This is a genomic window from Polaribacter sp. Hel1_33_96, assembly GCF_002846595.1.
In the GTDB taxonomy this organism is placed as follows: domain Bacteria; phylum Bacteroidota; class Bacteroidia; order Flavobacteriales; family Flavobacteriaceae; genus Polaribacter.
Window position 1 is genome coordinate 1,347,314 of sequence record NZ_PJMV01000001.1, and the last position, 25,841, is coordinate 1,373,154.

The window sequence follows — 25,841 nt, forward strand, 5'->3', positions numbered from 1 at the left end:
ATTTAAGTCATATTTTTAAATAATTGCAGGTATTATATTTGTTATTTGAAGTAACAATATAAATATGATAATTAAAATACTAGGAACGGGATGTGCAAAATGTAAAGCAATGACAAATGTGGTTCAAGCTGTGGTTATCAAAAACAACTTTGATGTAACCATTGAAAAAATTGAAGATATAGCAGAGATTCTGAAATTCGATATAATATCAACACCTGCTCTAATTATAAATGATGATATCGCCATAATAGGAAGAATACCTTCAAAAGAAGAAGTACTAAAACTTCTAAATAAACAAATATGATAAAGTATCACATCAAAGCTTCCTCCATTTCAAAACAAGAGGGTATTATTCAGGTAAAACAATCGACTATAAATTTTGGAACGACGAGTTTAACTTCTGAAAACTTGCCAAATCCTGCCGAGTTGTTTTTGAGTTCTTTTGCTTCTTGCATATTAAAAAATGTTGAGCGTTTTTCAGTGATGTTAAAATTCAATTATTTAAAAGCTAATGTTGAAGTTTATGCCATGCGTCTTGAAAACCCACCTCGATTAGATAATATCAGATATAATTTAATAGTTTACAGCAGCGATAAAAGACTGAATATTGATTTATTAAAAAAGAATATTGAGAAATTTGGTACTATCTACAATACAATAAAATTGTCTTGCACTATTTCTGGAACAATTCTTAATTTCCAAAATATTTAAGTTGGTACTAAAATATTCATGATAGCTTTGTTTGTATTCGCTGCGTTTTAAGAAAAGAATAATCTTTTATTGATTTTTGAACTTTTTTCTTAGATCATAGTGCAAAGCTTCAAAAGTGTATTTTATTTAGTTTTCACTTTTAGAAACCATTGAAATCAAAAATATTTCTAATCTAACTTTCATTCAATAGATGTAACAAAAAAAATCTGTTAGAGTTTTACTTAGAGATATGTGATTCCAAAAAAAGCCAAATACTTTGGATATTATTACGAATACTCAAAAAAAATTGGCTTTTATGATTTAATAGAAAAATATCTTCATTTTAGTTTTTATATACTCTTACATAATCTATTTCCATGGCAGCCTCTTTAAAATCAGGGTCAATTGTAAACCAACTGCCTCCCATTGCTAAATTCAATATAATAAATTGATCAGCGCTATATGGCCAATTACGTGTGTCTTTTGGTGAAGGATCATACGTATATTTTAATTCATCATCAATTAAAAACTGAATTTCATTTTCATTCCATATCATGGAATATACATGAAATTCATCATTATAATCGGAAATAGCAGTTTTCCCTACGGTAACACCCGAACAATCACCAGAACAAGCGGTGTTGTGAGTAGCACTCGAAACAATTGTCGGTTCATGCCCCCAGTGCTCCATAATATCAATTTCACCGCATGCTGGCCAACCAACGCTATTTATATTCGAACCAATTGTCCATATTGCAGGCCATGTGCCGCCTCCTTTTGGTAGTTTAGCTTTAACATCAATACGTCCGTAGGTAAATGAAAATTTAGAATTTAAACGTGCTGAAGTATAATTTTTTGTCGAACCTTGAAAAGTATAAACTTCTTTTTTTGCTACAATTTTCATGGTACCGTTAGAAATATAAGTATTATCTCTTCTACCTGTGTAGTGTTGTTCTTCACCATTCCACCAACTTCCGTTGTTAGGTGGTATAATTTCAAATGTCCATTTACTAGTATCCAAAGCTCCATCAATATCAAATTCATCAAAAAAGATTAAATCACCGCTAGCTGGTGGCTCTTCAATTATTTCTGGAGGAATAATATTACCTTCATCTTTGCTGCATTCTATAAAAAAAACAGTTAATATTATTAAAAATATTATATGTACTACTCTCGTTTTCTTTCTCATTTTAGTATAATTTTTGATTAATTTAAAGCAAGCGAAATTAATATTAAATTATTTAAAATCTATTAAAAACACCAATACATAAACACATCAATTAGTTTTTTAACGATAAAAAACAGAATCTAAAAAATAATAAATTTAAAATAAAATAGGTAAAAATATAAATGAATAATAATTGTATTTAGGCCTTTACTCCGTTTACATTTTGTTACATCACCTAGAATACTAAGAAAAATTTTATCAGATTTACATTCTGTTTATATTCATAATCAGATAGTTAAGTAATTCACTTAATTTTTTATCTAAAAATTATTAATTAACCGGAGTATTAAGATTCTTTAAAAATGAGGGATTCTATAAAATTTATTTTATGTTAATACTTGAAATTTTTTTTAAACAAAAAAAACCGAGCAGTTAGCTCGGTTCATAAATATATATGTTAAAAAACTATACTATAGAAGCTGCTATTTTTTTATAGGTTCCATTTTCTAGCAATTTTCGAATCGCAGAAAATGCTGTAATTGTTTCATCTATATCTTCTTTTGTATGAGTTGCTGTCGGTATCAAACGTAAAATAATTAACCCTTTTGGTATTACAGGATATACCACAATAGAACAAAAGATTCCGTGATTTTCACGCAAATCATTCACCATTGCCATTGCTTCCGGAATTTCTCCTTTTAAAAATACTGGGGTTATGCATGTTTGCGTAGTTCCTAAATCAAAACCAGCAGCACGCAACCCAGATTGTAGACCATTTGTGTTTGCCCATAGTTTTTCTTTTAGCTCAGGCATGGTACGCAGCATGTCTAAACGCTTTAAAGCACCTTTAACCATTGCCATTGGTAAAGATTTTGCAAACGTTTGAGAACGCATATTATATTGTAAATATTGAATAACGTCTTTATTACCTGCCAAAAAAGCACCAATACCTGCCATAGATTTTGCAAAAGTTGCAAAATATACATCTATATCATCTTGCACTCCTTGTTCAAAACCAGTACCTCTACCGCCTTCTCCTAGGGTGCCAAATCCATGTGCATCGTCTACTAAAATTCTAAAGTTATACTCTTTTTTAAAAGCGATAATTTCTTTTAAACGGCCCTGTTCTCCTCGCATTCCAAAAACACCTTCAGAAATCACTAAAATTCCTCCACCCGTTTTATCTGCCATTTTTTTAGCACGCTTGATGTTTTTCTCAAAACTTTCCATATCGTTATGACGATATACAAAACGTTTACCAGCATGCAAACGAACACCATCTATTATACAAGCATGTGTGTCCATGTCATACACAATAATATCATTTTTGGTTACCAAAGCGTCTATTGCCGACATAATTCCTTGGTATCCAAAATTTAATAAATATGCTTTTTCTTTGTCTACAAAGGAAGCACATTCTCTTTCTAATTGTTCATGCTTAGGAGTATGACCAGACATCATTCTTGCTCCCATTGGGTAAGCCATTCCGTGCTCCGTTGCTGCTTCTCCATCTACTTTTAAAATCTCAGGATGGTTCGCAAGACCCAAGTAGTCATTGATGCTCCAAGTAATCACTTTCTTTCCATTAAAAGACATTCTATTAGATATTGGGCCTTCTAATTTAGGGAAAACGTAATAGCCTTCGGCTTGCTCAGCCCATTTACCTAAAGGTCCTTTATCTTCAATTATTCTTTCAAATAAATCTTTCATCGTGTACTCTATTTTTAATTTTTCTTCGAAATGCAAAGTAACCGTTTTTTTTGCAGTTTATCAAATAGTGAAGTATACAATTCTACTTATAGAAAATCATTTTGTTTCATCCAGTCATCACTATAAATTTTGTTCATATAACGAGATCCATGGTCTGGAAAAATTAAAACTACAAAACTATCTTCTGTAAACATATCTTTAGCCGCATATTGTTTTGTAGCTTTCATAACAGCACCACTTGTATACCCCGGAAACATTCCTTCTTTTTTCACAATATTTCTGGCTTCTAATGCAGCATCTTTGTCAGATACTTTTTCATAAATATCGATCACATCAAAATCTGTAGCTGTCGGAATTAAGTTTTTGCCTAAACCTTCAATTTTATAAGGCTTTATTTCATTTAAGTCGAGTTCTCTGGTTTCATGGTATTTTTTTAGTACCGAGCCAAAAGCATCTACTCCTAAAACTTTAATATTTGAGTTTTGTTCTTTTAAGTACTTTCCTGTCCCAGAAATAGTACCTCCTGTGCCACTTGCCACTACGACATGAGTAACTTCCCCTTGAGTTTGCTCCCAGATTTCTGGTCCGGTAGATCGGTAATGTGCTTCTATGTTAAGCTCGTTAAAATATTGATTAATATATACAGAATTCTTCGTTTTCTTGTGAATCGTTTTAGCTACTTCGTAGTATGACCTTGGATCATCTGGTGCAACGTTCGCTGGGCATACATGAACTTCTGCCCCCATAGATTTCAATAAATCTATTTTATCTACGGAAGATTTATCGCTCACCGCTAAAATACATTTATAACCTCTAACAATACTAATCATAGCCAAACTAAAACCTGTGTTACCTGAAGTAGTTTCTATAATCGTAGCTCCTTTTTTAAGAATCCCTTTTTTTTCTGCATCTTTTACAATATGCAAAGCAATTCTATCTTTTGCAGAATGTCCAGGATTAAAAGCTTCAAATTTTGCATAGTAAGAACCTGGCAGATTTTTAGTAATCTTATGCAGCTTAATTAGCGGGGTTTCGCCTACTAACTCTAAAATTGAATTGGTGATTCCTAGGTGTCTTGTCATGTTAATTTCTTTAAAAAAGGAAACGTCATTGCATTGAAAAAGTATAGAAGTAACCTAATTAATTTAAATAAAGATTGCTTCTTAACTTCTGCAAAGACGTTTCCCTTCTTCTGAACACAAAAATACACTTCCTTGCGGAATTATAAAAGTCATTTTAAGGCTTAATTGGCTATACCTTTAATTTGTTTTCAAGCGCTAAAAAGAAAGTGTAATCTTTTGCTGTTTCTTTTAATGCTTCAAAACGTCCAGATGCTCCTCCATGACCGGCATCCATATTGGTATCTAACATTAATAAATTGGTATCTGTTTTTAGCGCTCGCATTTTCGCGACCCATTTTGCAGGTTCCCAATACTGTACCTGAGAATCATGATACCCCGTGGTCACTAACATATTTGGATATGCTTTTTCAGTTACCTGATCATAGGGTGAATACGATTTTATATAGTCGTAACTATCTTTGTTATTAGGGTTACCCCATTCATCATATTCTCCTGTGGTTAATGGAATACTATCATCTAACATAGTCGATATGACATCCACAAATGGCACGGCGGCAATAACACCATTGTATAATTCTGGATTCAGGTTAACAACAACACCAATTAATAATCCTCCGGCGGAACCTCCCATGGCGTATAAATGTTTGGCAGAGGTGTACTTATTATCAATTAAATATTTAGAACAAGCTATAAAATCAGTAAACGTATTTTTTTTGTGAAACATTTTACCATCTTCATACCAATCTCTTCCTAAATATTGACTTCCTCTAATATGCGCGATTGCAAAAACAAAACCTCTATCTAATAAACTTAAACGTGTGGTTGAAAAACTATCTGGAATTGTAGCTCCATAAGAACCGTATGCATATTGTAATAATGGTGTATTTTCATTTAACTTAGTATTTTTATGATATACTATAGAAATAGCCACTTTTTTACCGTCTATTGCAGTTGCCCAAATTCGTTTGCTTTTGTAGTTTTCTTTTTTGAACTTTCCGCCTAACACCTCTTGTTCTTTTTTAACCTCTTGCGATTTATCTCTGATGTTGAAGTCAATAACAGAACTTGGCGTTGTAAACGAATTATAGGAATACCTTATAACGTTTGTATCAAATTCTGGATTAGGAAATACACCAGCAGCATATGTTTCTTCATCAAAAGGTAAATAAAAATCTTCCTTTTGATCCCAACGTTTTATGCGTATTTTATTCAATCCATTGGTACGTTCTTCAATTACTATAAAGTCTTTAAATATGGAAAAATCTTCTAATAAGGTATCTTCTCTATGTGCAATAACATCTACCCAATTTTCTTTACCTGTGGCTAAAACAGGTGTTTTCATCATCTTGAAATTGGTAGCACCATCTTTATTGGTTAATAAATAAAAATGATCTTTATAATGCGCAACATTGTATTCTAACTCTTTTTCTCTTGCTTGTAAAATGGTGAATTTTCCGTTTGGATTGTTGGCGTCTAAGAACTGTGCTTCTGTAGATAATGTACTATAAGAACCGACGATTATAAAGTCATTAGATTTCGATTTAGTTACATACGTACCAAAAGTATCATCTTTTTCATGAAAAACTTCTACATCTTCTGAAGTTGGTGTACCTAATACATGTCTAAAAACCTTTTCGCTTCTCAAGGTTTCTGGATTTTTCTTTGTGTAAAAAATGGTTTTGTTATCATTTGCCCAAACAGAACCACCTGTGGTATTTTTAATTATATCTTTATAAATTTCTCCTGTTTCTAGGTTTTTAATGCGTAAAAAATATTGTCTTCTACTCACCGTATCGGTTGCAAAAACCATGAGTTTATTATCTTCAGAAATATTTAAACCACCTAATTGAAAATAATCATACCCTTCGGCGGCATCATTTACATTAAAAAGGATTTCTTCTGCTGCATCTAAAGTTTCCTTTTTTCGGCTATAAATTGGATATTGCTTTCCTATTTCATAACGTGTTATATAAAAATAACCATTTTCTTTATAAGGTACGGAAGTATCATCTTCTTTAATTCTACCTTTCATTTCTTCAAATAAATCTTTCTGAAAGTCTTTAGTATAGTCCGTTACTTTATTGTAATAGGTATTCTCTGCTTCTAAATAATCAACTACTTTTCGGGTTTGCTGATCTTTCTCTGTAGCATTTTTTTGAGCATCCGTTAAACGCATCCAAAAATAATTATCCATTCTAACATCTCCGTGTTTTTCTAATTTTTCAGGCTGCCTATCAGCAACAGGGTACTTTGCATCTGTACTCTTCATATCTTTAATTTCATTTATACAAGCACTTGCAAAAATAAGACTTAAAAGCATTGAGATAAGCAATAATTTTCTCATTTTTTTGTAGTTAGCATTCCAACACAATTCACTAATTTTGATTTAAATTTAATTGTAAATAAAACAGCTATGTTTGGAGACCTTTCTGGAATGATGAATAAACTAAAAGAAGCACAACAAAAAGTGGAAGAAACCAAACATAGATTGGATACTGTTATGTTAGATGAAGTGAGTGCAGACGGTAAAATAAAAGTAACCTTAACAGCCAATAGAGAAATAAAAGCTATTGATATTGATAAAAGTTTATTCACAGATGCTGAAGAATTGGAAGATTATTTAATTTTAACCTTAAATAAAGCACTTCAAAAAGCTTCAAAAATTAACGAAAATGAAATGGCAGTAGCTGCTAAAAGTGGGATGCCAAATATTCCAGGAATGGATATGTTTAAATAATTTTATCACATATTGTCAATTCCAAAATATTGTATTTTGGAATTGAATAAAATATGCATCAATGATAAGACTTTTAATGCTTAAGCAAGCTATCGAAAAAAAACATTAAAAATTATTTCAACTTACATTTTAGAAAATACTTTCAAATAAAATTAAACAATTTGTTTACATAATTTAAAAATACTTTTGAAGATAGAAGACTACATGTTACCCTGCTTAAACAAACAATTTTTCGGAATTGATTGTTTAGGTTGTGGCATACAAAGAGGATTTATTCATTTGGTAAAAGGGGAGTTTATTGCTGCTTTTAAGAGCTATCCTGCAATTTACACACTCGTACTTTTTGCATTTTTTTTATTACTGGATTTTGCATTCAAGTTTAAAAAAAGTCGAAAAATTATTATTATTTTTGCTGCCATAAATGTCTTGGTCATCGTAATTAGTTACTTTATCAAAATGAAATATCTATTTACACGCTAAAAAAACATAAAAAATGGAAAGACAAAGTTTACCAAATGCAACCACATCGCTCATTTTAGGAATCTTATCAGTAGTAACTTGTATTTGTTATGGAGTAATCGGTTTGCCTTTAGGTATTATCGCTTTTGTTTTAGGAAACAAAGCTTTAAAAGTGTACCATGAAAATCCTAAAGACTATAAAGGTTCAGGGAATGCAAATGCGGGTAAAGCATTAGGTGTTGTGGGCATCATTTTAAATCTAATTTTTATAATCTTCATTATTCTGGCATTTTACAAAATTGGATTGGAAAACTTACAAAATCCAGAATTAATGCAACAAAGAATGAATGAGGTTTTGGGTGAATAAAGAGTATTAATCAACATTATCTATTAATGCAATTCCATATGGAGTTGCATTTTTTTTTACTAATAGTTTTATAATTAATGTTACAAAAACAATATCAGAATTCATAGTTTTCATAAATATAAAAGAAGCTAATGCTAATTTAGCAAAGTTTTTTATTGAAAAATAAAATTAATTAATAAGAGTAATAATAAACTTAAAGGCATCATCAATATTGGCTCCAAAAAGATTGAGACAAAAGAACAAGGAATTCTCGAAAATAAAATTAAATCGGTTTTAGGAGGTATATTTGCAAAGAAAAAGGATACTACTAATCAAAAAACAATAGAATTTTATATTTATAGTAGCCTATAATGCTCCCATCATTGCAACAATAGCTAATAGCACATATAAAGAAATAGTAATAATTGTAAACACTCCTATAAACTTGTAATGCGATTTTAACATTTCAAAAGCTTTTGCTAAAATCTCATCATTTTTTGTAGACAATGCTTTTTTTAGTTGGTTAGAAAACTTTAATAAATAATATACTGGAAAAAAGTAAATAAAAGCTAATAGCAAATAGGTAATCATCATTACTAATCCTAAACCTCTTGGTAAATCTGGTTTTATTATCACGGCATATTCATAAATAGTAGTTGTAAATATTGCTAACACGAGCATAAAACCAATGAACACAAAACCAAGAATTGCTAAAAACTTAGTCCATTTAGCCGTTTCTTTTAAAAAAGTTTTTGAGGCACCAGTTAACGTTAATTGCTCTAATTCTGTTATTGGATTATGTATCATTTTATAAGCACTATAATTTTATTACTTCAAAAATAAACAAAAAAAAGAAGCCCTATAATCACAAATTTAATTTTATGATTATAGGGCTCACATTTTATTGGTAGTAACTGATTATTTAAACTCAGTAATTGTTTTCTTAATAATGGAAATACAATCCATTAATTGTTCTTTGTTCATTACTAAAGGTGGTGCAAAACGAATAATATTTCCGTGCGTTGGTTTTGCTAATAAGCCATTGTCTTTTAATTTCATACAAATATCCCAAGCAGTAGAGCTTTCTTCTGTATCATTAATTAAAACAGCATTTAACAAACCTTTACCTCTTACAGATTTTACCAGATCATTTTCATTAGCAAAAGCTGCTAATTCTTCTCTAAAAATAATTCCTAATGCATCAGCATTAATAGCCAATTTCTCATCAGCAACTACTTCTAACGCAGCCATTGCAACTGCTGCGGCAATAGGATTTCCACCAAATGTAGAACCATGATTTCCCGGCTGAATTACATCCATAATATGATTGTTTGCTAAAACAGCAGAAACTGGATATGCTCCTCCGCTTAAAGCCTTTCCAAGAATTAAAATATCTGCTTTGACTTCTGGAGTTCCAGAACAGTTTTTTTCTTCACAAGAACAATTACCACAAGTTGCTAAAAGTCTGCCCGTTCTTGCTATTCCCGTCTGCACTTCATCGGCAATAAACAATACATTATGAGCTGCACACATTTTTTTTGCAGCTGCTAAATATCCTTCAGAAGGTACATATACTCCAGCTTCACCTTGAATAGGTTCTACTAAAAATGCGGCAATATTTTGATTACTTTCCAAAGCTTCTTGCAATGATTGTAAGTTATCATATTCAATTTTTATAAATCCTTTTGTATACGGTCCAAAATTCTTTCTTGCTACAGGATCATTAGAAAAAGAAATTATGGTCGTTGTTCTTCCATGAAAGTTGTTTTCACAAACGATAATTTCAGCATTGTTTTCGTCGATTCCTTTTACTTCATAGGCCCATTTTCTTGCTAACTTTAAAGCAGTCTCTACAGCTTCTGCTCCTGTATTCATGGGTAATAGTTTGTCGAAACCAAAAAGTTGCGTTGCAAATTTTTCGTATTTTCCCAACATGTCATTATAAAAAGCACGTGATGTTAGGGTTAAGGTTTTTGCTTGCTGTACCATGGCATCTATAATTTTAGGATGGCAATGCCCTTGATTTACAGCAGAGTATGCTGATAAAAAATCATAATACTTTTTACCTTCTGCATCCCAAACATATACACCTTCACCCCTACTTAACACCACTGGTAATGGGTGATAGTTGTGTGCGCCATAGTTGTTTTCTAATGCAATTGCTTCTTCCGAAGTTAACTTGTCTAAAACAGTCATTTTTTTCGTTTTAAATGTTTATAATTAAATAACCATTCCTGTTCTACCTTTATCCTTTCAGTAAAAACTGAAAATTCAGCGTGGGAAAGAAATCATCCCCGAAGTTTTACAAAAGTAGTGAAATATCTGGAAATGAAATAAATTCTTATCTGATAGACTATGCATTAAATTTTCTTAATTTTGCGATTCATTAAATTTGAAAGAATGCCACGCAGAGAACGAAATAAATTTGTAAAAAAAAATCAAATTTTAGAATTAAAAATTGAGGATTACGCTTTTGGAGGAAAAGGAATTGCAAGAATTAAATCCGAGGAAGGTAGTTTCGTTGTCTTTGTTCCTAACACTTTACCTGGCCAATTGGTGAAAGCGCAAATAAGTAAGTCTAGTAAAAATTATGCAGAAGCTAAATTGATTGATGTTTTAGAATCCTCTGAAAATGAGGTAGAAGTACCGTTTCAAGACATTCCAGGTGCACCCTATATTCAATTACCAATAGAATTTCAGCATCAATATAAAAAAGAAAGTACGTTATCTCTTTTTGAAAGAATTGGTAAAGTAGAAAATATAAAAAATCTATTTGACGAATTTATTACGTCTCCAAATGTATTTCATTATCGTAATAAAATGGAATATGGTTTCTCTGCTATTGGGTACGATAGAGTTTCAAAAAGAGATAAAGATGAATTTACATTAGGTTTTAAAAGACGTGGTGTTTGGTGGATGGGCGATAATTTGGAAAAAGATTCTGGTCTGTTTGATAAGCAAATGGAAGACAATTTAAAGAACATAAGATCGTATTGTATAAAAACAGGTTTAGAACCTTGGCATGGACCAAAAAAAGAAGGATTTTTTCGATATTTTGTTGTTCGTAAATCCTTCAAAACAGATGAGTTATTATGTAATTTAGTTACTACATCTCCCGATTTAGAAAAATTTGATCTACAAAAATTTGCGTCCTTTTTAAAAGGTCTTTTTGGAGAACGTTTAGCAGGTTTGTTACATACCATAAACGATGAAACTGGAGATAGAACAATTGCGACTTCTGGAAGTATAAATTTGGTTTACGGAAAAGACAAAATTGTTGAAGAACTATTAGGTTTAAATTTTGAAATTAGTATGAAAAGCTTTTTTCAAACAAACCCAAAATGTGCAGAAAAATTATATAACAAAGTAGTAGAATACGTTTTAGAAGATAAGTCTAAAGTAGATAATACAGTGGTTATGGATTTGTTTTGTGGAACAGGAACTATCGGACAAATTGTTGCTTCTAGAAGCGATAATGCTAAGATTGTAGGCGTAGATATTGTTGCTTCTGCCATAGAGGATGCACAAAAAAATGCCAAAAGAAATAAGATAGAAGGATTACAGTTTTATGCAGCAGATGTTGGTAAATTCCTAACGAATCACCCAGAATATGAAAGTAAAATAAAGACGATAATTTTAGATCCTGCAAGAGCAGGTATTGCACCAAAAACTTTACAAAAAATAATCAATTTAAATGCAGACAGAATGGTGTATGTTTCTTGTAACCCTGCGACACAAGCAAGAGATACAGAGTTATTAAGAGAAGCTGGTTATCAACTAAAAAAGATAAGTTTGGTAGATCAATTTCCTCATACTGCCCATATAGAGACTGTCGTTTTATTTGAAAAATGTTAAATGAATTTATAATTTATAAAGAATTTGGTTTTATTTATGAAAATGCGACTATTTTAGCAGGACAAAAAAAACAGATAAGTTTAAGAATACATTAAATTCATATACGAACCCGTAATTAAAATCATAAGTGATTGTAAATTTTTAGTTAAACGGATCTAGAAATAAACCTTTTTAAGAGTATAAAAATCAAAAAGATGAAAAAATTAACAGACTTTGAAATTAGTAAAAGATTAAAATCTCTGCAAGATTGGGATTTTTATGATGATGCATTACACACAGATTTTGAGTTCGATAATTTTAAAGATTGTATGTCTGCCATGAATAGAATTGCTTTTGAATGTGAAGCCTTAAATCATCATCCAGAATGGACAAATATCTATAACACTTTGGATATAACTTTAAAAACACATGATGCACAGGGTGTTACAGCATTAGATTTTGAATTAGCAGAAGCGATTAATAAAATTGTAGAAGTTGAAGATTAGTTTTATGAGGAAAATAATTATATTTATTTTTTTATCAATCATTATTATTTCTGCTTGTGAGAAAGATGATTTTTGTGTTCAAAATCCGATTACTCCAAATTTAGTGCTACGTTTTTATGATGCAAACAATAGAGAAGCCTTAAAAAGTGTGAGTTCTTTTTATATTTGGGCGGAAGGAAAAGATACTATTTTCGAAGACATTAGTGCAGATTCTATATACATACCATTAAATAGTTTAGCTACAGAAACAGTGTATAATTTTTCAAAAGGAAATACGATTAATCAATTTACCATAAAATATACCCCGGAAGATGAGTATATTTCTCGCTCTTGTGGTTTCAGAGCTATTTTTAATGAGGTGACTTTTTTATCAGATAATACCTGGATTTCAGATTTTACGCCAGAAGCAGTTACCACTATCGATCATCAAAATGAAGCGCATGTGCAAATATTTCATTAGTTTTTATTTTCTTTTTGTTTTTGTGAATGGGTTTTCTCAAGAACAAAAGACAACCGTTAAGGAAACTGAAAAAGACACAATAATCTATAAATCACCTTACGGAATTCGTATTGGAATTGATATTAGTAAACCCATATTGTCGAGTATTAATGGTCTATACAGTGGTTTTGAAATTGTTGGAGATTATAGAATTTCTAAACGTTTTTTTATAGCCACAGAAATGGGTTATGAAGAAAAGACATCAGAAGAAGATTATACAAATTCCACTTCAAAAGGAAGTTATTTACGTCTTGGTTTTAACTACAATGTTTATGAAAATTGGTTAGATATGAATAATGAAATCTTATTGGGATATAGGTACGGATTTAGTCTTTTTGATCAAACTTTAAATAGTTACACTCCCAATGTAAATAGCACTTATTTTCCTTCAAATAGCATAAATACGCCAATTACGGCATCTAGTTTGAATGCACATTGGTCTGAATTTGTATTTGGAATTAAAGTAGAAACTTTTAAAAACCTTTTTTTAAGTGCCAGTGTTTCCTATAAAGTCTTAATGAGTGCGAAAGAACCAGAGAATTTTAAAACTTTATTCTCGCCAGGATTTAACAGAATCTTCGAAAGTAGCACTGGTTTTGGTTTTAATTATACCATAAGTTACTTAATTCCTTTTAAGAGGAAATAAAACCTACTATTTGTTATTAATTTTTAGTAGATTTATATGACATTTTTAAAATTATAAATAATGGACAAAATACCTAGCGTTAATTTAACCGACTTTTTATCTAATGATGAAAGTAGAAAGCAAAAATTTATTAATGAAATTGGACATGCTTATGAAAATATTGGTTTTGTTGCTTTAAAAGGTCATTTTTTAGATGAAAAATTAGTTGATAACCTTTATTCAGAAATTCAAAACTTCTTTGATTTACCAACAGAAATAAAAGAACAATATGAGATTCCAGGAATTGGAGGCCAAAGAGGATATGTTTCTTTTGGAAAAGAATCTGCTAAAGGAAAAAAAGAAGGAGACTTAAAAGAGTTTTGGCATTTTGGACAATATGTGAATGAAAATTCTAAATACGCAAAAGAATATCCCAAAAATATAGATGTAGAAGAGTTGCCTAAATTTAATGAAGTAGGAAAACAAACCTATAAAATGCTAGAAAAAACAGCAAAATATGTGCTGCGGTCTTTGGCTTTGCATTTGGGTTTAGAAGAAACCTACTTTGATAATTATATAAAAAATGGAAATAGTATTTTGCGCCCAATTCATTATCCGCCAATCAAAAGTGAACCAAAAGGTGCAGAAAGAGCAGCAGCGCATGGAGATATAAATTTAATTACTTTATTAATGGGCGCTCAAGGAAAAGGCTTACAAGTTCAAAATCATAAAGGAGATTGGATTGATGCCATGGCAGCGCCAGATGAAATTATGATTAATGTGGGTGATATGCTTTCTAGACATAGCAACAATAAATTAAAATCTACAATTCATCGAGTTACAAACCCACCAAAAGAAATGTGGGGTACTTCACGATATTCTATACCATTCTTTATGCATCCTGTATCCGATATGAAACTTGATGTGTTAGAAAATTGTATTGATGAAAATAATCCTAAAAAATTTAAGGATATTACTGCTGGTGCATTTTTAGAAGAACGTTTAAAAGAATTAGGCTTAAAGAAGTAAAATGTTTATAATTATCTATAAGCAAAGAAGGCATAAATAGATAAAAAATTATTACTTAAAATATAAATCAAAACATTCGATTTGAATTGCTTCCTTTTTGGGAGCTGAAGAAGGGCTAGTATGGATTTTAAAGATCAATTAAAAAATTTGTTTCCTGAGCATCAAGAAACTGCCGAACCTGTGATCAAGAAACCAAGTATTTGGTTACAAGATGCTCCAATACTCTGTAAATATGAAAAACGAAAAGGAAAACCAATTACAATATTAGAGGGCTATACTGGAGCAACTTCAGATTTTAAGATGCTTGCTAAAGAAATTAAAACAAAATTAAGTGTTGGTGGCAGTTTTAAAGATGATAAAATTATTATTCAAGGAGATTATAGAGATAAGATTATGGATATGTTAAAAGAAAAAGGTTTTAAAGTAAAAAGAGTTGGAGGTTAATTATGTACCATGCAAAAATATATTATTGTCCTATTTACAGTATTTTAAACTGAATTAATTAAAGTAAAAAGATAGTTTTAAAAATTATTAAAAAAAACAATAGTCAATAATTTCTAAACTTATATAACTTGAAGAAATCTATAATTTTAAAGATTTTCAAAGGGTGTCGTATGGAAACTTTCAAGAATTTACCTACTACTTTAAGCCCCATAAAATTATCGCGATAAATTAAGTAATTATTAGAAATCAAATCAATTTTATAGGAACAGAAGAAATCTTATTTCTTATCTTAGAGGTTCTAATATACACAGTTTTTTATCTTATAATGAGGGAAAAATGTTACAAATTATATCTTAAATGAGTATTCAACAATCTGAATTAATCTTAAATCCTGATGGAAGTATTTATCATCTAAATTTAAGGCCAGAAAATATTGCCGATAATATTATTTTTGTTGGTGATCAAGATAGAGTAGATAAAATATCTAAACACTTTGATTCAATAGAATTCACCACTCAAAAACGTGAATTTAAAACCACAACAGGAACTTATAAAAAGAAACGATTTTCAGTTATTTCTACTGGAATTGGTCCCGATAATATAGATATTGTTTTAAACGAATTAGATGCTCTTGTAAATATTGACCTAGAAACAAGGCAACCAAAAGAAAAATTAATTTCTTTAAATATTGTTAGAATTGGTACTTCTGGATCTCTACAAGCAGATATTCCTGTAGATTCTTTTGTGGTAAGTTCTCATGGATTAGATTTAAATGGTTTGCTTCACTCCTATCAAATTGACGAAATTTCAAATATAGAAATAGAAAAGGCTTTTGTAGCACATACAAATTGGAGTTCTAAAAAAGCACATCCTTTAGTCATTCAAAATTCTAGTGAGTTAGGAAATAAAATTACTTCAGAAAAAACATATACAGGAATTACAGCGACTGCTGGTGGATTTTATGGACCTCAGGGGAGAGTTTTAAGGTTGGCGTTGCAAGACCCTGATTTAAACCATAAAATAGATAGCTTTCATTTTAAAGAAGATAGAATTACCAATTTGGAAATGGAAACTTCTGCTATTTATGGTTTATCGAAATTGTTAGGTCATAAGGCTTGCTCTATCAATGCAATTATTGCAAATAGAGCTAATGGAACTTTTAGTAAAAATCCAGGGAAAGTCATAGCCAATCTAATAGAATATACACTTGAGAAACTAGCTGAGTAAATGACAAACCTAAAAGTTGGTGGTGTTCCAGAGCATTTTAACTATCCATGGTATGTTACCTTAAAAAACAAAGAATATAGTAATCATAACATCAACTTACGTTGGCAAGATTTTCCAGGAGGAACTGGAGAAATGTGCGCAGCATTGCGTTCTGGGGAAGTTGATATAGCTATTGTATTAACAGAAGGAATTATTAAAGATATTGCTGAAGGCAATCCATCTAAAATTGTACAGACCTTTGTAAAAACGCCTTTAATTTGGGGGATTCATGTGGGTGAAAAATCATCATTCAAAAAAATTAATGACTTAGAACATGCTGTAATTGCTATTAGTCGGTTTGGATCTGGATCTCATTTAATGGCTATTGTAAATGCATACAACCAAGGTTGGGATATTACTGGCTTAAAATTTAAAGTAGTTGGTGATTTACAAGGCGGAATTAATGCACTCACCAGCGGTGAAGCAGATTATTTTATGTGGGAACATTTTACCACAAAGCCTTTGGTAGACCAAGGAGTTTTTAGAAGAATTGATGATTGCCCAACTCCTTGGCCTTGTTTTGTTGTCGCAGTTAGAAATGAAGTTTTAGAAAATAATTTTGAGGATGTAAAAAAAGTTTTAGATATTATAAATTTTGAAACAAAATACTTTAAAAAGAGGTTTGCCATTGATCAAACTTTGGCAAATAGATATGAGCAACAATTAGAAGACATTCAGCAATGGTTAAAAATTACAGAATGGAATGATGGAAAACCTATTACCAAAAATTTAATAACACGAATACAAAATAAAATGGTTCAATTTAACGTTATGAAAGAAAAGCAAATCTCGGGCAATTTCATAAAAAATATGTATGTTTAACTTGTAAAAAAATTACCATGAAAAAAGCAGTATTTATTGCAGTTTGTATTATCGGAATCATTTGTTTTTCATCTTGTAGAAGCACATCACAATCTTGTGGTTTAGCAGATAGTATAACTATTCAAACAACATTACAACAAGTTGATCTATTATAAAATTTACTTGTTTCTTAATTTTAAATTCAATTAATCCGCTTTTTAAGCGGATTTTTTTTTACCAGTCAATTTCCTTTTTTCCATTAAATTTCAAATATTCATTGGTTTTAGAGAAATGTTGACTCCCAAACCAACCCCTCCAAGCACCTAAAGGTGAAGGATGCGGAGCAATATACACTTTATGTTTGTCCATGTTTATTAATTTTATTTTACTTTCTGCAAATTTGCCCCAAAGTAAAAAAACTACATTTTCTTTTTCATCAGAAACTTTCGAAATTACTTGATCCGTAAAAGTTTCCCAACCATGATTTTGATGACTTCCAGCTTCATGAGCTCTTACGGTTAAAGTGGCATTCAAAAGCAAAACTCCTTGTTTTGCCCATTTTTCTAAATTTCCACTTTGTGGATATTTTTTACCTACATCTGTAGCAATCTCTTTTAAAATATTTACTAAAGAGGGTGGATGCTTAATTCCGTCTTTTACAGAAAAACACAAACCATTTGCTTGGTTTTCTCCATGATAAGGATCTTGACCAATAATAACTACTTTCAGGTCGTTCAAAGAACAAAATTTAAATGCAGCAAAAATGTCTTCTTTTTTTGGAAAACATTGATGATGATTATATTCTTTTTCTACAAAATTGATTAAATTTTTATAATATGGTTTTTCACATTCGTTTTGTAAAATATTTTTCCAGCTAACAGCCATTTTTAGCGTCATTGTTTCTTATTTTTGTTACAAAGATTAATAATTATATACAATTTCTTTTAGAGTGACGTGGAAAGTTGTTTTTTATTTATTTTAACGATACTCGAACTTACAATCTTTAATATATCAAAATTACGAATTTGAGCACTAATATTTCAGAAAAAACATTACAGGATTTAGAATTTTTGACTGTTTTACAGCATGTATCGGAACATTGTATTTCTGGTTTAGGAAAAGAAAGTGTGCGTGAAATTCATCCCATAAGTAGCAGAAAACAGCTATTTGTAGAGTTGCATTTGGTAAATGAATACCTATCTTCTTTTCAAAGTGAAAATAGAGTGCCAAATCATGGTTTTGACAATATTACAGAAAGTGTAAAACGTTTGGCAATAGAAAATAGTTTTTTAGATACAGAAGCCTTTTTAAAAATTGCAACTACTTCTTTAACCGTAAATGAATTAATAAAATTTTTCAAGAAATTTAAAATTCAGTTTCCTACTTTTTATGAGCTTTCTCAAAAAATAGAATTTACGTCTTATATAGATGACGAAATTAAAAAGATCATTGATATTTCTGGTGAAGTAAAAAACAATGCTTCTTCTGTTCTAAAACAAATTAGAAGAGACATTAATAATATTCGTGGTAAAATTGGTGCTAGTTTTTCAAGTGCTTTGTCAAAAGCTATTGCAGCAGGGTATTTAGATGATATTAAAGAAACCATTGTAGATAATCAACGTGTTTTAGCCGTTTCTGCAATGCATAGACGTAAAATTGCGGGAAGCTTGTTAGGATCTTCAAAGTCTGGTAATATTGTATATATAGCGCCACAAGCAACACTTGCCTATAGCAGAGAATTTCAAAATTTAGTGTATGAAGAAAAGCAGGAAGTTGTTAAAATATTACGAACACTAGCCGAAACTATTCGTCCTTTTACACCTCTTTTAGAAGAATATTTGGTTTTTTTAGTGCACACAGATTTAGTAGGTGCGAAAGCAAAATATGCACGAGAAATAAATGCTATTTTACCTTTAATTACGAAAGAAAAAAGAGTTTTTTTTAAAAATGCATTGCATCCAATTTTATGGAGAAAAAATAAAGAACAAAATTTAGAAACTATTTCCCAGTCTATAGAGTTGAATGAAAAACAACAAATTATTGTTATTTCTGGTCCAAATGCTGGGGGAAAAAGTATCACTTTAAAGACGATTGGTTTATTACAATTAATGTTGCAAAGTGGTATTTTAATTCCCGTGGACGAACGCAGTCAAACCTATATTTTTGATACTATTTTAACAGATATAGGAGATAATCAATCTATTGAAAACCAATTAAGTACCTATAGTTATCGTTTAAAAAATATGCGTTATTTTTTACGCAGATGTAATGAAAAAACACTTTTTTTAATTGATGAATTTGGTACAGGTTCAGATCCTGAATTGGGTGGTGCATTGGCAGAAATTTTCTTAGAAGAGTTTTATGAGAAAAAAGCTTTCGGAATTATAACAACCCACTACTCCAATTTAAAAGTATTAGCAAACGAACTAGAGAATGTTACCAATGCAAACATGCAGTTTGATGAGCACAGTCTGGAACCTTTGTATAAATTATTTATAGGGCAAGCTGGAAGTTCTTTTACGTTTGAAGTGGCGCAAAAAAACGGAATTCCTTTTAGCATTATCAATAAAGCAAAAAAACGTGTAGATACTGAAAAAGTCCGTTTAGATAAAACCATTTCTAAATTGCAAAAAGAAAGAACCAAATTACAGAGAAATTCTGATAATTTAGAAAAGCAGAAATCGAAGGGACAAGAGCATTTAGAAAGTTTACAAGAAAAGGAAGATAAAATTCAGTTAAAATTAGCGGGATTTCAAGAATTATATGACAATAACCAAAGAATGCTTTCTTTAGGAAGAAAAATTAATGAATTTTTAAACAAATACTTTCAGAATAACAACAAGAAAGAACTGAATACCAATTTTAATAAATGGGTGGTTGATGAAAAGGTTAAATATGCGAAAAAAAATCCTTTAAATCCGAAAACAAAATCACAGAAACAAAAAGCTAAGTTTGTTGAAAAACAACTTCAAGATGTGATTAAAAAAGTAGAAAAAGAGGTTTTAGAAAAAGTGGTTGAAGTGCGCAAGGAAAAGAAACAAGAAGAAGTAAAAATAGCCAAAGAAAAAGCAACCTATATTTATAAAATAAATGACAAAGTAAGAATTATAGATTCAAATTCTGTTGGTACCATTGATAAAATTGATAAAAAAAGTATCACCATTAATTACGGTATTTTTACAACCAAAACTTCTTTAGAAAAAATAGAGCTCGTTCAGAAAGCAAAATAGTTTTATAGTTGTTTATTGATTTATGGATTATTAAAATATTTATTTCTATATTTAAACAAAAATAGACTGTCTATGAAACCAATAAAGTAATTTATCATTACTCATTGAATCTCGTACATTTCGTCAATAAATATAAAATTCAAACAATAAGTAACAATTACTAATCTCCTAATTTAAAAAAATGACTAAAAGCAAATTATTTCTTTGTTCAATAATATCAGTATTCTTATTTTCTTTTTCAATTAAAAACAATAGTGAAATTTTTGAAAAAAAAGGGTTCATTTATAAAGTTCAATTAAATGTCGATGAAGATTTGATGGAGCGTGCTTTGGTTAAAAATGCTGATAACTCAATTTTTATGCATAAAATGGGGTATGCTATGTATAGGGATAAAGTTGATGAAAGATTTCTAGAGAGAAATCGACTTGATAACCCTAATAATGTAAATACTTATGAAATGTTTAATTCCAAAGAGACCGATAAATTATTATCAGGCTTATCTGCAATCATAGCAACCAATACAGATGCAGAAACTGTGAATTATTTTAAAAAGAAATCAAAGGCAGGTAAAATGTTCGGTAAAGCTTTGGGTATGATGGGTAATGTAGTCACAAATGCTACTGGAAAAAATAAACTATCCTTTTCTTTGCCAAATAAAAAACTAAAAAGGGTCAAATTTAAAGCTGATGAGTATTATGAAATAAAAATACATTTCGATAACTTAGGAATCTCAAAATTTACAGCAAAAGTCCATAAAAATAATAAGATAAAATCTATACAATTCAAAGTGAAAATAATGATTATAGCCTCTAATAAAAAAGGAAATGTACTTTGGACTAAAGAAAAAGAGATAAAAGATTTTTCACCTGTATTTAATGCCTCTGACATAATTGAAGATACAAAAGGAGCATTCTTTAATTTAAAAAGATTTACTAGATACTATAACCCAAATAGGCACAAAGGAATTGGAGATTTTCTTTCTTTATCTAAGGAAGAATTCGAAAAGTGTATTAATTTTTCACTACAACAAGTCTTAACTAAATAACAAGACTACTTAGTCACTTCTTTTTTTGACTTGTAATATGTTAATGAAAAAAGTTAAATATCTGTTTTTTACTATCGATTTTATTTTTGATAAATTAAAGGTTAATAAAATATAAACTAGTTGCATTAAAAGGAATGAAAAATCTATAAAATACCTTTGAAAATTAATGCTAAATAAATTTAACAACTGGTTGTTTAGTTGTTGCGAAATTTTAGTTAGAACTATGTTGGCATTTTTTATTTGCATAAAAAAACTCCTGAATTTCTTCAGGAGTTTCTATATCAAAATATTTTATTTTAAGCGTTTTGCTTTTTAATTAGATTTAACGCGGACCCTTCATTATACCATTCTATTTGTCCTTTATTATAAGTGTGATTTGCTATTATCATGTCTTTGCTTCCATCAGCATGGACAACTTCTAGGTTTAATGGTTTCCCTGGAGTAAATTCATTTAAATCTATAAAATTAAAAGTATCGTCTTCTTGAATTAAATCATAATCAGCTTCATTAGCAAAAGTTAACCCTAACATACCCTGTTTTTTAAGGTTTGTTTCGTGTATTCTAGCAAAAGATTTTACCAACACTGCGGCAACACCTAAATGACGTGGCTCCATAGCTGCATGTTCCCTAGAAGAACCTTCACCATAATTATGATCTCCAACTACAATTGTATTAATTCCGGCAGCTTTATAGGCTCTAGCTGTTTTTGGGACAGCATCATATTCTCCATTTAACTGACTTTTTACAAAGTTGGTATTCATGTTATAGGCATTTACTGCACCAATTAAGCAATTGTTAGAAATATTATCTAAATGACCTCTGTAACGCAACCAAGGTCCAGCCATAGAAATATGATCTGTTGTACATTTTCCATGCGCTTTTATTAATAATTTCACTCCAGATAAATCATTTCCTAAAGGAGTAAAAGCTGTTAATAATTCTAACCTTTCAGAATCTGGATTTACATTAATATCAACTCCACTTCCATCTTCTTCTGGCGCTAAATAACCATCATCTTTTACTTCAAAACCTTTTGGAGGCAATTCCCATCCCGTTGGTTCATCTAACATTACTTCTTCCCCATTTCTGTTTATTAATTTATCCGTCATCGGATTAAAATCTAATCTTCCAGCAATAGTAATGGCTGCAACCATTTCTGGTGATGCAACAAAAGCATGTGTATTAGGATTACCATCTGCACGTTTTGCAAAATTTCTATTAAAAGAATGAATTATTGAATTCTTAGGTGCATTTTTAGGATCCTCATAACGAGCCCATTGACCAATACATGGCCCACAAGCATTTGTGAAAATTTTAGCATTTAAGTTTTCAAAAACTTCTAAAATACCATCTCTAGAGGCTGTATAACGTACTTTTTCAGAACCCGGATTAATTCCAAATTCAGCCTTTGTACCTAAACCTTTATCAATTGCTTGTTGGGCTATTGAAGCAGCTCTAGATAAATCTTCATAAGAAGAGTTTGTACAAGAACCTATTAAACCCCATTCTACTTTTAATGGCCAATCATTTTTATTCGCAATAGTAGTCATTTCTGAACCTACTTTTGTAGATAAATCCGGTGTAAATGGTCCATTTAATAACGGACTTAATTCTGATAGATTAATTTCGATAACTTGATCAAAATATTGTTCTGGATTTGCATATACTTCAGCATCACCAGTTAAATATTCTTTAACTTTATTAGCCGCATCAGCCACATCATCTCTGTCTGTAGCGCGCAAATAACGTTCCATAGACGCATCATACCCAAAAGTAGAAGTTGTTGCTCCTATTTCTGCGCCCATATTACAAATGGTACCTTTTCCGGTACACGACATTCCTTTTGCGCCTTCACCAAAATATTCTACAATAGCTCCAGTTCCTCCTTTCGCTGAAACAATACCAGCTACTTTTAAAATAACATCTTTTGGTGCAGTCCAACCGGAAAGTTTCCCAGTTAACTTTACTCCAATTAGTTTTGGAAACTTTAATTCCCAAGCCATACCTGCCATAACATCCACAGCATCTGCACCACCAACTCCAATTGCAATCATACCTAATCCTCCAGCGTTCACTGTATGTGAATCTGTACCGATCATCATTCCTCCTGGAAATGCATAATTTTCTAAAACTACTTGATGTATAATTCCAGCTCCTGGCTTCCAAAAACCTAAACCATATTTATTAGAAACAGACTCTAAAAAATTAAATACTTCATTACTGGTATTTAAAGCTGATTGTAAATCTGTACTTGCTCCGTTTTTAGCTTGTATTAAATGATCACAGTGTGTCGTTGTAGGGACTGCTACTTTGCTTTTACCTGCTTGCATGAATTGCAATAATGCCATTTGTGCAGTAGCATCTTGCAAAGCAATTCTGTCTGGAGCAAAATCCACATAATCTTTTCCTCTTACAAATGCTTTTTCAGGATTACCATCCCATAAATGAGTGTATAAAATTTTCTCAGAAAGCGTTAAAGGTCTTCCTGTAATTTCGCGAGCAGCGTCAACACGTTCTGACATAGAAGCGTACACTTGCTTAATCATATCAATATCAAAAGCCATATTATATATAAGTTTTTAAGAGGTTTGAAAAACAAATTTACAGTAATAAAATCAATTTTAAACTATAAATAATAGATTGCAGTAATTTATCAATAAATAAAACTTATTTTAAATAATACTGAATTTAATTTAATTAAAATCCATATTTTGAGGTTTTTTATGCGAATTTCATAAAATAAAAGTAAAAAGCAGACTTGTAAGCCGAATTCTGTACCCTAAAATAAGGTTCTTATCATTTATCTAGTTCTAAAATTACTTTCAGAATCTATCTGCCTACCCTTTAGAATCGAGCGAGTAGCTCTCAAGCTCTAATTTACATGGCATTGCACCTCATAGAGTTTACCTGGTTTCACTACAGCCGAACTGTACTTGCTTTCTGTTGCACTTGTCCTCAACTTACGTTGGACGGATGTTATCCGCTATGATTACTCCATGGTGTCCGGACTTTCCTCCCTGAATCAAGTTCAGGGCGATAAGATAAGTCTGCTAATATTATTTTAACTTTAAAAAACCCACTCAAAATAAAATTTTGAGTGGGAAAAATTGCTATGAAAAAGAAAAAGTGTTATCGATTTCTCAATAACAATACAAATATATATTAAAATGAGTTACCAGAAATATTTTAATAGAATAAATGTACTTTTTTAAGAAAACATATCGTTTACTTTTTCAAAAAATGATTTATCTGATGTATTTGGATTTGGTGTAAAATTTTCATCATCCGACATTTTTTCAAAAAACTGCTTTTGTTCTTTGTTTAATACTTGAGGCGTCCAAACATTTATGTGAATTAAGAAATCTCCTGTCCCATAACGCTCTATACTAGGTAAACCTTTTCCTTTAAGTCTTAAAATTTTCCCAGATTGAGTTCCTGCTTCGATTTTAATTTTCACTTTACCAGAAACTGTCTCAACTTCTTTATTCGTTCCTAAGACTGCATCAGAATAATTAATATATAAATCGTAATGAATATTGGTTCCTTCTCTTTTTAAAGTTTCGTGCTGAATTTCTTCAATTAAAACTAATAAATCTCCTGAGATAGCGTTTTTTCCAGGTGCGTCATTTCCTTTTCCGCCAACTTTTAATTGTACACCTTCAGTTACACCTGCAGGAATATTAATTGAGACTGTTTCTTCTTTTACTATTAAACCCTGTGAATCTGCTCCGCTAGGCTTACTACTTAGAATCTCTCCTGCTCCAGAACAAGTACTACAAGTAGTGGCAGTTTGCATTCTACCTAGAATGGTATTTGTAATCCGCATTTGCTGACCAGAACCGTTACATGTAGTACAGGTTTTATAAGTAACCCCATCTGCTTGTACTTTTCTGCGAACTTTTACTTTCTTTTCTACACCTTTTGCGATTTCTTCTAATGTTAGTTTTACACGAATACGCATATTACTTCCTTTAACTCTTGCTTGACGCTGTCCGCCGCCGCCAAAGCCGCCGAAACCGCCTCCGCCGCCGCCAAATATATCTCCAAATTGACTGAATATGTCATCCATATTCATACCACCTCCACCAAAGCCTCCTCCTCCTTGAGGGCCATCAAAAGCAGCATGACCATATTGATCATAACGTGCTTTTTTATTTTCGTCGCTTAAAACTTCATAAGCTTCAGCAGCTTTTTTGAAATTTTCTTCAGCATTTTTATCATCCGGGTTCTTATCTGGATGATATTTGATTGCCATTTTTCTGTATCCCTTTTTAATTTCTGCTTGAGAAGCAGATTTTGAAATGTTTAATATTTCGTAAAAGTCTTGTTTTGCCATATTGTTTAATTTGGTTCTTTAATATTTAATCTTC

General features: G+C 30.8%; 25 protein-coding genes and 1 other RNA gene. 16 read left to right on the top strand and 10 right to left on the bottom strand.

Annotation, left to right across the window (positions count from 1 at the left end):
- Positions 1 to 64 precede the first annotated feature (64 nt).
- Together ATE90_RS06015 and ATE90_RS06020 are read left to right on the top strand one after the other, a co-directional pair.
- Entirely contained in the window at positions 65 to 304 is a 240-nt protein-coding gene (locus ATE90_RS06015) for a thioredoxin family protein (RefSeq protein WP_036786296.1), read from the top strand.
- Positions 301 to 711 carry an OsmC family protein gene (locus tag ATE90_RS06020; RefSeq protein ID WP_254712298.1) on the top strand — a complete coding sequence of 137 codons (411 nt, stop codon included), beginning with the start codon at positions 301 to 303 and terminating at the stop codon, positions 709 to 711. Before ATE90_RS06015 ends, ATE90_RS06020 begins: the two co-directional genes overlap by 4 nt.
- A gap of 322 nt (positions 712 to 1,033) precedes the next feature.
- Here the strand turns inward: ATE90_RS06020 and ATE90_RS06025 are convergent, their stop codons facing one another.
- The 4 genes from ATE90_RS06025 to ATE90_RS06040 form a co-directional block, all read right to left on the bottom strand.
- Positions 1,034 to 1,879, bottom strand: coding sequence for a glycoside hydrolase family 16 protein (locus ATE90_RS06025; protein WP_081958165.1), 846 nt, complete (start codon positions 1,877 to 1,879; stop codon positions 1,034 to 1,036).
- 444 nt (positions 1,880 to 2,323) lie between these two features.
- The gene (locus ATE90_RS06030; protein ID WP_036786294.1) at positions 2,324 to 3,568 is read right to left on the bottom strand and encodes an aminotransferase class I/II-fold pyridoxal phosphate-dependent enzyme; all 1,245 of its coding nucleotides are present in this window, start codon (positions 3,566 to 3,568) and stop codon (positions 2,324 to 2,326) included.
- An 86-nt stretch (positions 3,569 to 3,654) separates the two neighbouring features.
- Positions 3,655 to 4,650, bottom strand: coding sequence for a PLP-dependent cysteine synthase family protein (locus ATE90_RS06035; RefSeq protein ID WP_036786292.1), 996 nt, complete (start codon positions 4,648 to 4,650; stop codon positions 3,655 to 3,657).
- A gap of 169 nt (positions 4,651 to 4,819) precedes the next feature.
- A complete protein-coding gene (locus ATE90_RS06040) occupies positions 4,820 to 6,919 on the bottom strand; it encodes a S9 family peptidase (protein WP_036788188.1) in 2,100 nt (699 codons plus the stop codon).
- A gap of 144 nt (positions 6,920 to 7,063) precedes the next feature.
- Here ATE90_RS06040 and ATE90_RS06045 point away from each other — a divergent pair, with 144 nt between their 5' ends.
- The 3 genes from ATE90_RS06045 (at position 7,064) to ATE90_RS06055 (ending at position 8,213) form a co-directional block, all read left to right on the top strand.
- Positions 7,064 to 7,387, top strand: a complete 324-nt coding sequence (locus ATE90_RS06045; protein ID WP_036786289.1) for a YbaB/EbfC family nucleoid-associated protein — start codon at positions 7,064 to 7,066, stop codon at positions 7,385 to 7,387.
- A gap of 204 nt (positions 7,388 to 7,591) precedes the next feature.
- On the top strand, positions 7,592 to 7,867 hold the full coding sequence (locus tag ATE90_RS06050) for a DUF2752 domain-containing protein (protein WP_036786287.1): 276 nt from the start codon (positions 7,592 to 7,594) through the stop codon (positions 7,865 to 7,867).
- A 13-nt stretch (positions 7,868 to 7,880) separates the two neighbouring features.
- Positions 7,881 to 8,213 (top strand): CCC motif membrane protein, encoded by a 333-nt coding sequence (locus ATE90_RS06055; protein ID WP_101451037.1) that lies wholly within the window; start codon positions 7,881 to 7,883, stop codon positions 8,211 to 8,213.
- Between the two features lie 345 nt (positions 8,214 to 8,558).
- Here ATE90_RS06055 and ATE90_RS06060 read toward each other — a convergent pair whose 3' ends face one another.
- Both ATE90_RS06060 and rocD read right to left on the bottom strand, forming a co-directional pair.
- Positions 8,559 to 8,999 (bottom strand): DUF5362 family protein, encoded by a 441-nt coding sequence (locus ATE90_RS06060; RefSeq protein ID WP_235317732.1) that lies wholly within the window; start codon positions 8,997 to 8,999, stop codon positions 8,559 to 8,561.
- Between the two features lie 111 nt (positions 9,000 to 9,110).
- On the bottom strand, positions 9,111 to 10,388 hold the full coding sequence (gene rocD, locus ATE90_RS06065) for an ornithine--oxo-acid transaminase (protein ID WP_101451038.1): 1,278 nt from the start codon (positions 10,386 to 10,388) through the stop codon (positions 9,111 to 9,113).
- A gap of 204 nt (positions 10,389 to 10,592) precedes the next feature.
- Here rocD and rlmD point away from each other — a divergent pair, with 204 nt between their 5' ends.
- The 9 genes from rlmD to ATE90_RS13535 all read left to right on the top strand — a co-directional run bounded on the left by rlmD (position 10,593) and on the right by ATE90_RS13535 (position 17,372).
- A complete protein-coding gene (gene rlmD / locus ATE90_RS06070) occupies positions 10,593 to 12,047 on the top strand; it encodes a 23S rRNA (uracil(1939)-C(5))-methyltransferase RlmD (protein ID WP_036786282.1) in 1,455 nt (484 codons plus the stop codon).
- 194 nt (positions 12,048 to 12,241) lie between these two features.
- Positions 12,242 to 12,532 (top strand): 4a-hydroxytetrahydrobiopterin dehydratase, encoded by a 291-nt coding sequence (locus ATE90_RS06075; RefSeq protein WP_036786280.1) that lies wholly within the window; start codon positions 12,242 to 12,244, stop codon positions 12,530 to 12,532.
- Positions 12,533 to 12,536: 4 nt separating this feature from the next.
- On the top strand, positions 12,537 to 12,992 hold the full coding sequence (locus ATE90_RS06080) for a DUF6452 family protein (protein WP_036788184.1): 456 nt from the start codon (positions 12,537 to 12,539) through the stop codon (positions 12,990 to 12,992).
- The gene (locus ATE90_RS06085) at positions 12,973 to 13,677 is read left to right on the top strand and encodes a DUF6048 family protein (RefSeq protein ID WP_036786278.1); all 705 of its coding nucleotides are present in this window, start codon (positions 12,973 to 12,975) and stop codon (positions 13,675 to 13,677) included. Before ATE90_RS06080 ends, ATE90_RS06085 begins: the two co-directional genes overlap by 20 nt.
- A 60-nt stretch (positions 13,678 to 13,737) precedes the next feature.
- Entirely contained in the window at positions 13,738 to 14,685 is a 948-nt protein-coding gene (locus tag ATE90_RS06090; protein ID WP_036786276.1) for an isopenicillin N synthase family dioxygenase, read from the top strand.
- Between the two features lie 120 nt (positions 14,686 to 14,805).
- Complete coding sequence (locus tag ATE90_RS06095; protein ID WP_036786274.1) at positions 14,806 to 15,129, top strand: translation initiation factor; 324 nt, start codon at positions 14,806 to 14,808, stop codon at positions 15,127 to 15,129.
- Positions 15,130 to 15,486: 357 nt separating this feature from the next.
- Complete coding sequence (locus ATE90_RS06100) at positions 15,487 to 16,356, top strand: nucleoside phosphorylase (protein ID WP_036786272.1); 870 nt, start codon at positions 15,487 to 15,489, stop codon at positions 16,354 to 16,356.
- Positions 16,357 to 17,217, top strand: coding sequence for a substrate-binding domain-containing protein (locus tag ATE90_RS06105; protein WP_036786270.1), 861 nt, complete (start codon positions 16,357 to 16,359; stop codon positions 17,215 to 17,217).
- 17 nt (positions 17,218 to 17,234) lie between these two features.
- Positions 17,235 to 17,372: a hypothetical protein gene (locus ATE90_RS13535; RefSeq protein ID WP_156105381.1), complete on the top strand. Its 138-nt coding sequence runs from the start codon at positions 17,235 to 17,237 to the stop codon at positions 17,370 to 17,372.
- A 58-nt stretch (positions 17,373 to 17,430) separates the two neighbouring features.
- On the opposite strand, the gene ATE90_RS06110 is transcribed toward ATE90_RS13535, so the two are convergent.
- Entirely contained in the window at positions 17,431 to 18,093 is a 663-nt protein-coding gene (locus ATE90_RS06110) for a uracil-DNA glycosylase (RefSeq protein WP_036786268.1), read from the bottom strand.
- Positions 18,094 to 18,221: 128 nt separating this feature from the next.
- On the opposite strand from ATE90_RS06110, the gene ATE90_RS06115 reads away from it, so the two are divergent.
- Positions 18,222 to 20,426, top strand: a complete 2,205-nt coding sequence (locus ATE90_RS06115) for an endonuclease MutS2 (RefSeq protein WP_101451039.1) — start codon at positions 18,222 to 18,224, stop codon at positions 20,424 to 20,426.
- 181 nt (positions 20,427 to 20,607) lie between these two features.
- Complete coding sequence (locus ATE90_RS06120) at positions 20,608 to 21,471, top strand: hypothetical protein (protein WP_101451040.1); 864 nt, start codon at positions 20,608 to 20,610, stop codon at positions 21,469 to 21,471.
- A 296-nt stretch (positions 21,472 to 21,767) separates the two neighbouring features.
- On the opposite strand, the gene ATE90_RS06125 is transcribed toward ATE90_RS06120, so the two are convergent.
- The 3 genes from ATE90_RS06125 to dnaJ form a co-directional block, all read right to left on the bottom strand.
- A complete protein-coding gene (locus ATE90_RS06125) occupies positions 21,768 to 24,035 on the bottom strand; it encodes an aconitate hydratase (RefSeq protein WP_101451041.1) in 2,268 nt (755 codons plus the stop codon).
- A 181-nt stretch (positions 24,036 to 24,216) separates the two neighbouring features.
- An RNA gene (gene rnpB, locus ATE90_RS06130) (RNase P RNA component class A) lies at positions 24,217 to 24,525 on the bottom strand.
- A 154-nt stretch (positions 24,526 to 24,679) separates the two neighbouring features.
- Positions 24,680 to 25,807: a molecular chaperone DnaJ gene (gene dnaJ, locus ATE90_RS06135; RefSeq protein WP_101451042.1), complete on the bottom strand. Its 1,128-nt coding sequence runs from the start codon at positions 25,805 to 25,807 to the stop codon at positions 24,680 to 24,682.
- Positions 25,808 to 25,841: the final 34 nt, after the last annotated feature.

Excerpts from the sequence above, each read along its gene's own strand:
- ATE90_RS06015 (WP_036786296.1), top strand. The coding sequence starts at position 65 with ATGATAATTAAAATACTAGGAACGGGATGTGCAAAATGTAAAGCAATG.
- ATE90_RS06020 (WP_254712298.1), top strand. The coding sequence starts at position 301 with ATGATAAAGTATCACATCAAAGCTTCCTCCATTTCAAAACAAGAGGGT.
- ATE90_RS06025 (WP_081958165.1), bottom strand. The coding sequence starts at position 1,879 with ATGAGAAAGAAAACGAGAGTAGTACATATAATATTTTTAATAATATTA.
- ATE90_RS06030 (WP_036786294.1), bottom strand. The coding sequence starts at position 3,568 with ATGAAAGATTTATTTGAAAGAATAATTGAAGATAAAGGACCTTTAGGT.
- ATE90_RS06035 (WP_036786292.1), bottom strand. The coding sequence starts at position 4,650 with ATGACAAGACACCTAGGAATCACCAATTCAATTTTAGAGTTAGTAGGC.
- ATE90_RS06040 (WP_036788188.1), bottom strand. The coding sequence starts at position 6,919 with ATGAAGAGTACAGATGCAAAGTACCCTGTTGCTGATAGGCAGCCTGAA.
- ATE90_RS06045 (WP_036786289.1), top strand. The coding sequence starts at position 7,064 with ATGTTTGGAGACCTTTCTGGAATGATGAATAAACTAAAAGAAGCACAA.
- ATE90_RS06050 (WP_036786287.1), top strand. The coding sequence starts at position 7,592 with ATGTTACCCTGCTTAAACAAACAATTTTTCGGAATTGATTGTTTAGGT.
- ATE90_RS06055 (WP_101451037.1), top strand. The coding sequence starts at position 7,881 with ATGGAAAGACAAAGTTTACCAAATGCAACCACATCGCTCATTTTAGGA.
- ATE90_RS06060 (WP_235317732.1), bottom strand. The coding sequence starts at position 8,999 with ATGATACATAATCCAATAACAGAATTAGAGCAATTAACGTTAACTGGT.
- rocD (WP_101451038.1), bottom strand. The coding sequence starts at position 10,388 with ATGACTGTTTTAGACAAGTTAACTTCGGAAGAAGCAATTGCATTAGAA.
- rlmD (WP_036786282.1), top strand. The coding sequence starts at position 10,593 with ATGCCACGCAGAGAACGAAATAAATTTGTAAAAAAAAATCAAATTTTA.
- ATE90_RS06075 (WP_036786280.1), top strand. The coding sequence starts at position 12,242 with ATGAAAAAATTAACAGACTTTGAAATTAGTAAAAGATTAAAATCTCTG.
- ATE90_RS06080 (WP_036788184.1), top strand. The coding sequence starts at position 12,537 with ATGAGGAAAATAATTATATTTATTTTTTTATCAATCATTATTATTTCT.
- ATE90_RS06085 (WP_036786278.1), top strand. The coding sequence starts at position 12,973 with ATGTGCAAATATTTCATTAGTTTTTATTTTCTTTTTGTTTTTGTGAAT.
- ATE90_RS06090 (WP_036786276.1), top strand. The coding sequence starts at position 13,738 with ATGGACAAAATACCTAGCGTTAATTTAACCGACTTTTTATCTAATGAT.
- ATE90_RS06095 (WP_036786274.1), top strand. The coding sequence starts at position 14,806 with ATGGATTTTAAAGATCAATTAAAAAATTTGTTTCCTGAGCATCAAGAA.
- ATE90_RS06100 (WP_036786272.1), top strand. The coding sequence starts at position 15,487 with ATGAGTATTCAACAATCTGAATTAATCTTAAATCCTGATGGAAGTATT.
- ATE90_RS06105 (WP_036786270.1), top strand. The coding sequence starts at position 16,357 with ATGACAAACCTAAAAGTTGGTGGTGTTCCAGAGCATTTTAACTATCCA.
- ATE90_RS13535 (WP_156105381.1), top strand. The coding sequence starts at position 17,235 with ATGAAAAAAGCAGTATTTATTGCAGTTTGTATTATCGGAATCATTTGT.
- ATE90_RS06110 (WP_036786268.1), bottom strand. The coding sequence starts at position 18,093 with ATGACGCTAAAAATGGCTGTTAGCTGGAAAAATATTTTACAAAACGAA.
- ATE90_RS06120 (WP_101451040.1), top strand. The coding sequence starts at position 20,608 with ATGACTAAAAGCAAATTATTTCTTTGTTCAATAATATCAGTATTCTTA.
- ATE90_RS06125 (WP_101451041.1), bottom strand. The coding sequence starts at position 24,035 with ATGGCTTTTGATATTGATATGATTAAGCAAGTGTACGCTTCTATGTCA.
- dnaJ (WP_101451042.1), bottom strand. The coding sequence starts at position 25,807 with ATGGCAAAACAAGACTTTTACGAAATATTAAACATTTCAAAATCTGCT.